Below are 7,643 nucleotides of genomic sequence, written 5' to 3'. Positions count from 1 at the left end.
CCGCTTCGCTCTGCCTCCGGCAGCCGAATACTCGCTTCGCTCGTTTCGCGCGTCCCCGCGCGAAGTGCCGCCTCCGGCGGGACGTTATGGAACTGGCCTCCGGCCATTCCATAACGTGCGTACCTCCGGCACGAAATGCGGGAGTGTGCCCGTGCCTCCGGCACGGGAGGAGGGAAAGGCGGGTGGTTTTGTTTGTTGGGTGGGGAGTTGGGGTTTGAGTTGAGGGTTCGTCATGTGCGTTCCTAGATGGTGTATTCGGGGAATTTCCGATTCCCTTGGAGAGGAGGGGAATTGATTTGAACGGGTATTCCGGGGTAATAAGTAGAACACGGAATACGGAAATGGTCCCTCCGGGACCCAACACCTTTCAGGGGAGGGAGGTTCGGAGAGTCCCAGGGGTGAGCCTGCCTCCGGCAGGACCAACACCCCGAGGACACGGAGGGACAGAGGGGCAGAGGGAGAGACAGGGCCCGGCAGAGATCTGACCGACCCCCAAGACCACCCCCGGACACACGACCCACCAGGGGCCGGTAGCGCGGAGGCCTCCGGCCGACGCGCAACCACCCACCACCCCCCATCCCCGACACCGCCACACCCACCCCCGCCCCATTTCCTTCTCATCCTTCAACCGGCGCGGGTCAAGTGGCAACAGAGGGGATGTCAGCAAGCGCGACCACACCCCTACAAGTCGTTGACCTGGGGTGATATGGAAGCCGGCCGCCAGGCCGCCGCAACCTCCAGCGCAGCATCTGACGCAACGTCAGTGCGCAACATCCAGCGCAACACGAGGCGCAACAGGGCTTCCCTCACGGGAGAACATCCACTATTATTTGAAGTCCTGGGGGAGGCGAACCCCGGGAACCGCAGAAAACCAACGAAGGGGAAGTGATGGAGATTCAGATCTCAGACGACATCGTCCGTCGAGTGCACGGCGGTAAGGACGCGCCCATGAACGGCCTTGCAATTCGGGCCCGCACGGTCGCCAACTTCCTGCCGCTGATGTGTCAGCGGGCGGGCGCAAACATCGTGCACAACTCCGACGCGAATTACACCGGAATTCGTTTCGACACGAAGGTTGGTCCCGTCATCCTGGAAATGCCTGCGGGTGACGGTTCTTACCGGCTCGTTCACGAACTGCCGGAGCCGGACGAGAAGGGGCGCACCGAAGTGGAGATGCGTCGATTCCCGCAGATCTATAAGCCGCAGGGCATCGCGCACATCACGGCCGAGTTTCTCCGGTCGCGCGGATTCCTGAAGTAGTCCGCCCTGGGGGTGCCCCAGGCGGGGCACCCCCTTCAACCGGCATCATCCGAGAGGAGAGGGACGATCGTGGAGAACACGCGGATGGCAGAGCAGGCCGAGGCGGCCGGGGTACCGCTCACGGACGCGGAGCGGGAGCAGGCCCGTTACGCGCTGAAGGAGTTGGCGCGCAGTGCGAGCGGCGACCCGGAGGCGCTGCGGGTGCCGCGCGAGCGGTTGGACGTGGTCCGGCCGTTCTTCGAGTTGGGTTGGGCATTTGGCGTGCGCACCGGTCACACGGGTCCGGCCATGGCTGACGTGCCGGTGGACCGTCGCACGGTCGCGCGCGTGTTCGCCCTGCTGATGGCCGAGCGGACGGCGGATCCGCTTGTGATCGCGGTGGCGCGGAGTCTGGACCCGCAGGACCACGGGCCCGTGATGTGGCAGAAGGTCAGGTATCACGGCAGCTTGGCACTGCTGCACGGCACGTACTGGGTGCACGGGATCCATGCGCAGGCCGACCCGTTCGGCGAGACGCTGGAGCTGCGCTACGACTTGTGCGAGATGCGTGGTGTCGCACCGGTGACGGTGGTCACGAACGTGCGGCGCGCGAGTCTGACGCCGTTGGCCGACCACCGCGCCATGGTCTAAGTGTGCTGGTCAGGGGTGGGTTTACCTGAAACACACTATTATTGAAGTTGTTCGGGGGCGGTGGCCCCGCCCCCGAACCGCAGAAGCCAACACGAAGGGGAGAACACCGCATGACCCAGCAGTTCGCCGAACGCGCCACGAACGTGGCCCCCACCGGTGCCCGCAACGCCGAACTCTCCGACCTGGTCCGCATCCTGGAGGACCAGAACCGGCGCAAGCTGGACGTGATCGCCCCCGCCTCCGCGCTGCGGTTCCGTGAAGGAAACGTGCACGTCGAGGGCGTAGAGTCCCTGATCACCGAAGACGGCGTGACGGACGTCGACGGCATCTACCGGCCCACCGCCGTGGCCGACGAAGGGATCTCCGACAAGCTGCGCATCCCGCTCGCCTACCTCCGCCGCATGCGCGCCGACAACGTCCCTCTGCTGGACGAGAACGTGAATGCGTGGCTGCGCCAGGAGCCGGAGCGCCGTTTCATGCTCCGGGCGTTCCGGGGCGACAGCGGCCCCGGCATGCCGCCCGCCGAGGGCGTGGCCCGCGCCCTGCTGTCCGACAGCTACAAGCTGATGGACAACTTCGACATGCTGCTCGCCGCCCTGGACGGGGTGAAGCAGTCCGGCCACCCGACCCGCGTCACGGGGTGCGACCTCACCGACCGGCGCATGTATGTGCGCGTCGAGTCCGAAGCCGTCGCCGTCCAGGCCCGCGAGTTGCTGCGCGGCTACCGCTCCCCGTTCGACGACCGAAGCGGTGACGAACTCCCCCTGATCTCGGCCGGATTCGTCATCACCAACAGCGAAGTCGGTTCCGGGGCGTACACCATCACCCCGCGCGCGGTCGTCCAGGTGTGCCGCAACGGTCTCACCCAGACCAAGGACGTCATGCGCGCCGTGCACCTCGGAGGCAAGCAGGACGAAGGAGTTGTCTCCTGGTCCGGCCAGACCCAGCGCAAGACGCTGGAGCTGATCACGTCCAAGACCGCCGACGCCGTGCGCACCTTCCTGTCTCGGGAGTACGTCGCGGCCAAGGTGTGCGAGATGGAGGCCGCCGCCGGTAAGACGCTGGCCGAGCCGACGAAGACCATCGAGCACGTCACCAAGACGCTCAGCATCGGTACCGAGGCAAAGGACATGATCCTCTCCCACTTCGTCCGGGGCGGTCAGATGACGGCCGGAGGCGTGATGCAGGCCGTCACGTCGACCGCGCAGACCCTGACCGACGCCGACCAGGCCGCCGCCCTGGAGGCGCTCGCGCTGCCCGCACTGACGGCCGCCGCCGCGCACGGCTGACAGACCCCGTGCGGGCCGGGAACCTCCCCAAGCCCGGCCCGCACGGCCCCCCACCCGATCGCCGGGCGGGCACCCTCCCTGACCGCCGCAGGGGGTGCCCGCCCGGTCATCCCGAACCGGCCGGCCGCTCGGGCCAGCGCGCGGAGCGCGCCCGCCCGAGCCTGCCGCGCCGCGGAGAAAGCCTACCGCGCCACGGGGCGCAGTGCGCCAAATCCGGCGCTCACCGCCCCTCACCGCCCCTCAATGCCAGGAGGAGAACCCCATGCCCCACTTCACCGCAGGCCAATTCGTCTCCTGGGACACGTGGTGCGGTGTGACGACCGTAGAGATCATGCTCGTCGACAAGTTCCACATCACGTACCGGGGCACGGACGACTACTGGGACGGCGTGGAGTCCACCGTGTTCCGTTCACTCGCGGACAGGACGGCCCGTTGGCGCACCGCCACTGAGGAGGAAATCGCCTCCTTCAAGGCGCGGTTCCGTCCCGGCCCCCAGAACTGGCACTGAACACCCCTCTCGCGTCAGGACGCCCGCGGCGTCCCCATCCCGCAAGGGAGTTGCCATGCCCGCACGCCCAGAGCTCACCCGCCCCGACGACGCCGCCATAGCGGCCGCCATGAGCCGCACCCTGACCGCGCTTGCCGCCCTTATCCAGGCACTCGGCGACGGCGAACACACGATCAATCTCGTGGCCGAACGGACCGACGTCGCGTTCGTCAGGGGTCAGGCCGACCTCTCCGTCGGAAACCTCTCCGACGACGTCGCACCGGTACGCCTGGCCGTGCTGGACGAAGAGGCATTCTGCGCCCTGCGCACACTGCTCGTGTTCGCGCTGGAGGGCAGCACCGTCCGGCGCGCCGTCCTGGCCGCCACCACGGCCGCCGATCCCAACCCCCGTGTGTGCGGCTGGACCGTACAAAACGGGTGGCTGCACCCCATGGACACGGCCGACCTCCAGCAGGCCGTCATTCCGTGCCCTGACATCCCCGCCGTACTCCGCGAGGTCTACGAGGCGCCGGCATTGATTCGGATCCCCGACACCGACGAGGAGATTCACCGTGGCTGACACGCCCGCCGTCACCGCTGACGGCTACTGCACCAACACCACCCCGGTCCTCTGCAGCATCCGCACCCTCAACACCAAGAACACCGGCCCGAAGTTCTTCCGCCTCCACGGCCGCCGCTACGGCGAGTGCCCGTGTGGCCGTGAGGTTTCCCTGACCGAGCGGGACAGACTCCGCCGCCACAAGCAGCCGCAGGAGTAGCCCACAGACGCCGTTCTCGCCTCTCCCCGCCCCGGGGAGGCGGACGGCCGACCCGGCCAGCACGCCACTGGCCGAAGACCTGCCGCCCCGACGCCCGCGCCCTCCCCCTCGGCGGGCGCGGGGCGGCAGGTGCCCGCTCACCGAGTCGACCACCGAGGAGTCCCAGCCCATGACCAGCCCGAGCCTGACCATCGACACCCCCGCCGGCACCGTGCGCGCCACCGCCGGCCCCCGCCAGGCCGATGCCGTCGTCTTCGAGCTGGGCGGGGCGATGCGCGGCAGCGTGCACGTCACCGGCACCCACCACCCCCACCGCTGGGACGAGTTCACCGCCGTGCGCGCCTGTCTCGGCCCCGTCAACGCCATTCAGACCACCGCCCCCGACGACGCCTTGCCGCGGCTCTCCCGCAGCCGCACGGGGTACCGCGGCAGCCTGACCCTCCACGCCGACGACTACACCCACCGCCCTCAGGTCACGGCATACCCGATGGAGTCCGCCGCCGGGCACGAGCCGTCCGAGAAGGCGGCGGCGACGCTCACCGCCGTCCTGCGCGCCTGCGCCGGCCATGTCGCTCAGCGCGACGACCTGCCCGTGATCCTGGACCTCTCCCGGAAGCGGGACACTGCCGCCCTGCTGCGCTTCCTCACCTGGTCTGCCTCTCGCCACCACGCCGAAGCCGCCCGCCTGGAACGGGAAGCCCGCGCCGCCCACCCCGCGCGGCGAGCCGCTGTGGCCGCCTGGTGGACCGCCGCGCGATGGCTCACTCTCGCCCCGCACCCGGTCCTGCTGCTGATGCTGGCCGACTTCCCCGGCTCGCTGTCACGCCACGTCGACGTGATGCAGTGGTGGGCCCCCTACTGCCTCACCGAGGCCGCCCGAGAGCACGAACACGCCCGCCGCGCCCAGGCGGAAGCCGCCTCCCTGCGCGCCCAGCAGCACGCCCGACCACGCGGCCGCGGCCGGGCTTGGGCCACCGCCCGCTGACACAAGGAAAGGTGCACGTCAGGGGCGGGTTCACACTCCAGCAAAAGACACTATTATTAGTTGTGCGAGAGGGGGCGTCCTCCCCCCACCCGCCCCCTCTCGCACCTTGGGTCAACCGAAGGGGCCACCGTGCCGGAGGAGTTCACGTTCGCCGTCAACACCGGATCGCTGGGCTACCGCGTCCTTGACCGCCGGGACCGGAACACCTGTTACGGGCTCGCCTGGTACGACCCGGAGTGCTGCAAGTGGGTTGCCGAGTATCCCGGCGACCGGCCGGGCAGCGGCGGCGGCATCCCCGGCTTCGCCAGCCGCGGGTGGGCTGCGCGCTTCCTGTACCGCTACCGCAAGCCGCAGCCGTCCGGGCGCCGCTGATGCACCGCCCCGCACTCACACACCGCCCGCCCGACGATGGAGACGATCTGATCATGCGTTGGCTGATGCCCCTTGGTGAGCGCACCCGTCCCGACGTACCCAGCTACGCCGACTGCCCCGCCCCCGACAAGTCCCGCGCCTTGGCCCTGGTCGACGACTTCGGCCACCTCTTCACCGTCCCTGCGGGCATGGCGGCAGGCATACGGCGAGGAACTGACCGCCTGGGCCATACAGGTTGAGGCCGACGACATCGAGAACCTCCCCACAGAGCTCATCGATCAGTGGGAGTGGGAGGGCGACCCGGTCCGCATCGACACCGAACGCGGCTGCTACGTGAAGGTGTCCGACTATCGCGACGTCCCAGTGCGCCCGGGCAACAGCGCCCGCACCACCACCAGCCTCCCGCTGTGGACCACCGCCCCCCCCTGAGCCCACCGGCAGCCGCTCGCGCTGCCCACCCCCCTCAGAAGGAGAAACCGTGTCCGTCGGACGCCACTTCGGCATGGTCATCAGCCGTATGCCCGGCATGACCTACGCAGCAACGGTCCTCGCCTCTCAGGACTGCCGGTTCATGTGCTCGGTCTGCTTCGAAGACTGCTGGGGCATCCGCCGCCTCCGCGGCGAGACGGTGTGGATGTGCTGGCGGTGCACCGACCTGAAGGAAAACGGCCTGGTGCCCGGCCCCCGCCTCCTCAACACCCAGCCGCCCCGCGCGCTCAGAGTGGGCGAGCAGCTGCGCAGTCCAGAGGGCGTGTGGGACGTCACCAGGTCAGAGCGCGTCGACACGCGCGAAGACGGCACCCTCCAGCAGGCCCGCATGTACGTCCTCACCCGCGAAGACGGCCACACGGAGGAGTGGCGGGGCCGCGACATGTTCGACTTCCACCTGATTCCGGCCGAGTTCGAGCACATCACCCGCGCGCGCTGCAACGAGCTTGGCAGCGCGCTCACGGCCGCCGGCCTTTCCTGGGAGGACAACGGACGCCAGGACACCCCACGGCGTCTGACGTACACCGCCACCGGCCCCCGCGGCCGCCAGTGGTCCATCCGGCCCGTCCCCGGAATCGACTTCGACCCATGGCAGCCGTCGAATCTATGGCGGGCCGTCCGCGCCACCCCGCCCCACCAGAGCCCAGTCATGTCCGCCCGGCCCCTGGCCGACCACATCCGAGAGCTCCCCGCGTGAGCGGCCAACTGCGCCCGTGGCGCCCGGAGGACTTCGACGACCGGTGCGAGACGTGCGGCGCACCCGCAGGCCAGCTGTGCCGCCCATGGTGCGACACCGGCTACACCACCGAGGACGCCCGCCACGACGCCGAGCCACGCGACCAGGGCGCGATGAGCCCTGCACCCAGCACACCCACCAGCCATCCGGTCGCCACCGCCGCCCGCTATCGCAACGGGTACGTCTTGCCGATCACAGAAGGAGTCTCAATGATGGAGTCAAGCCGCCTGCGTGACCGGTGGGGCGGGGGTGAAGACTCGGCCGTCACGCAGGAGCGCCCACAGGACGCTGGCCCGTCGGCGGGCCAGGGCGATCACGGCCTGGACATGGTTGCAACCCTCGCCCCGCTTCTTGAGGTAGAAGTCCCGGTTCGGCCCCTCGCGCATCATGCTGGTCTGCGACGACAGATAGAACACCCTGCGCAGGCGGCGGCTGTACCGTTTGGGACGGTGCAGGTTGCCGGTCCGGCGCCCGGAGTCACGGGGCACGGGCACCAGCCCGGCCGCCGAGGCCAGATGGCCGGCATCGGCGTATGCGGCGAGGTCGCCTGCGGCGACGACGAACTCCGCCCCGAGTATCGGCCCCATGCCGGGCAGGGACTCGATGATCTCCGCCT

General features: G+C 69.3%; 11 protein-coding genes. 10 read left to right on the top strand and 1 reads right to left on the bottom strand.

The window, feature by feature from the left end; genetic code table 11:
- Nucleotides 1-888: 888 nt before the first annotated feature.
- From ACF08N_RS37485 to ACF08N_RS37440, 10 genes are all read left to right on the top strand, one after another.
- On the top strand, nt 889-1,260 hold the full coding sequence (locus tag ACF08N_RS37485) for a hypothetical protein (RefSeq protein WP_392329187.1): 372 nt from the start codon (nt 889-891) through the stop codon (nt 1,258-1,260).
- Nucleotides 1,261-1,329: 69 nt separating this feature from the next.
- Nucleotides 1,330-1,890, top strand: coding sequence for a hypothetical protein (locus ACF08N_RS37480; RefSeq protein ID WP_392329186.1), 561 nt, complete (start codon nt 1,330-1,332; stop codon nt 1,888-1,890).
- A gap of 110 nt (nt 1,891-2,000) precedes the next feature.
- Nucleotides 2,001-3,179, top strand: coding sequence for a DUF932 domain-containing protein (locus tag ACF08N_RS37475; RefSeq protein ID WP_392329185.1), 1,179 nt, complete (start codon nt 2,001-2,003; stop codon nt 3,177-3,179).
- Between the two features lie 262 nt (nt 3,180-3,441).
- Complete coding sequence (locus ACF08N_RS37470) at nt 3,442-3,687, top strand: hypothetical protein (RefSeq protein ID WP_392329184.1); 246 nt, start codon at nt 3,442-3,444, stop codon at nt 3,685-3,687.
- Between the two features lie 55 nt (nt 3,688-3,742).
- Nucleotides 3,743-4,246 (top strand): hypothetical protein, encoded by a 504-nt coding sequence (locus tag ACF08N_RS37465; RefSeq protein WP_392329183.1) that lies wholly within the window; start codon nt 3,743-3,745, stop codon nt 4,244-4,246.
- The gene (locus tag ACF08N_RS37460; protein ID WP_392329182.1) at nt 4,239-4,445 is read left to right on the top strand and encodes a hypothetical protein; all 207 of its coding nucleotides are present in this window, start codon (nt 4,239-4,241) and stop codon (nt 4,443-4,445) included. Before ACF08N_RS37465 ends, ACF08N_RS37460 begins: the two co-directional genes overlap by 8 nt.
- 169 nt (nt 4,446-4,614) lie before the next feature.
- Nucleotides 4,615-5,430: a hypothetical protein gene (locus ACF08N_RS37455; RefSeq protein ID WP_392329181.1), complete on the top strand. Its 816-nt coding sequence runs from the start codon at nt 4,615-4,617 to the stop codon at nt 5,428-5,430.
- A gap of 129 nt (nt 5,431-5,559) precedes the next feature.
- Nucleotides 5,560-5,802, top strand: a complete 243-nt coding sequence (locus tag ACF08N_RS37450) for a hypothetical protein (protein ID WP_392329180.1) — start codon at nt 5,560-5,562, stop codon at nt 5,800-5,802.
- Between the two features lie 53 nt (nt 5,803-5,855).
- The gene (locus tag ACF08N_RS37445) at nt 5,856-6,041 is read left to right on the top strand and encodes a hypothetical protein (RefSeq protein ID WP_392329179.1); all 186 of its coding nucleotides are present in this window, start codon (nt 5,856-5,858) and stop codon (nt 6,039-6,041) included.
- 239 nt (nt 6,042-6,280) lie between these two features.
- Nucleotides 6,281-6,988, top strand: a complete 708-nt coding sequence (locus ACF08N_RS37440; protein WP_392329178.1) for a hypothetical protein — start codon at nt 6,281-6,283, stop codon at nt 6,986-6,988.
- Nucleotides 6,989-7,245: 257 nt separating this feature from the next.
- On the opposite strand, the gene ACF08N_RS37435 is transcribed toward ACF08N_RS37440, so the two are convergent.
- Nucleotides 7,246-7,643, bottom strand: a 398-nt coding sequence (locus ACF08N_RS37435; RefSeq protein WP_392329177.1) for a transposase, incomplete at its 5' end; no start/stop codon positions are given.

The organism is Streptomyces sp. NPDC015127, from assembly GCF_043080095.1.
Lineage (GTDB): Bacteria > Actinomycetota > Actinomycetes > Streptomycetales > Streptomycetaceae > Streptomyces.
The sequence above is the reverse complement of the archived record's forward strand: the minus strand, read 5'-3'. Positions and strand labels throughout refer to the sequence as shown.

Coding starts and splice junctions, on each gene's coding strand:
- ACF08N_RS37470 (WP_392329184.1), top strand. CDS start 3,442: ATGCCCCACTTCACCGCAGGCCAATTCGTCTCCTGGGACACGTGGTGC.
- ACF08N_RS37465 (WP_392329183.1), top strand. CDS start 3,743: ATGCCCGCACGCCCAGAGCTCACCCGCCCCGACGACGCCGCCATAGCG.
- ACF08N_RS37475 (WP_392329185.1), top strand. CDS start 2,001: ATGACCCAGCAGTTCGCCGAACGCGCCACGAACGTGGCCCCCACCGGT.
- ACF08N_RS37455 (WP_392329181.1), top strand. CDS start 4,615: ATGACCAGCCCGAGCCTGACCATCGACACCCCCGCCGGCACCGTGCGC.
- ACF08N_RS37445 (WP_392329179.1), top strand. CDS start 5,856: ATGCGTTGGCTGATGCCCCTTGGTGAGCGCACCCGTCCCGACGTACCC.
- ACF08N_RS37485 (WP_392329187.1), top strand. CDS start 889: ATGGAGATTCAGATCTCAGACGACATCGTCCGTCGAGTGCACGGCGGT.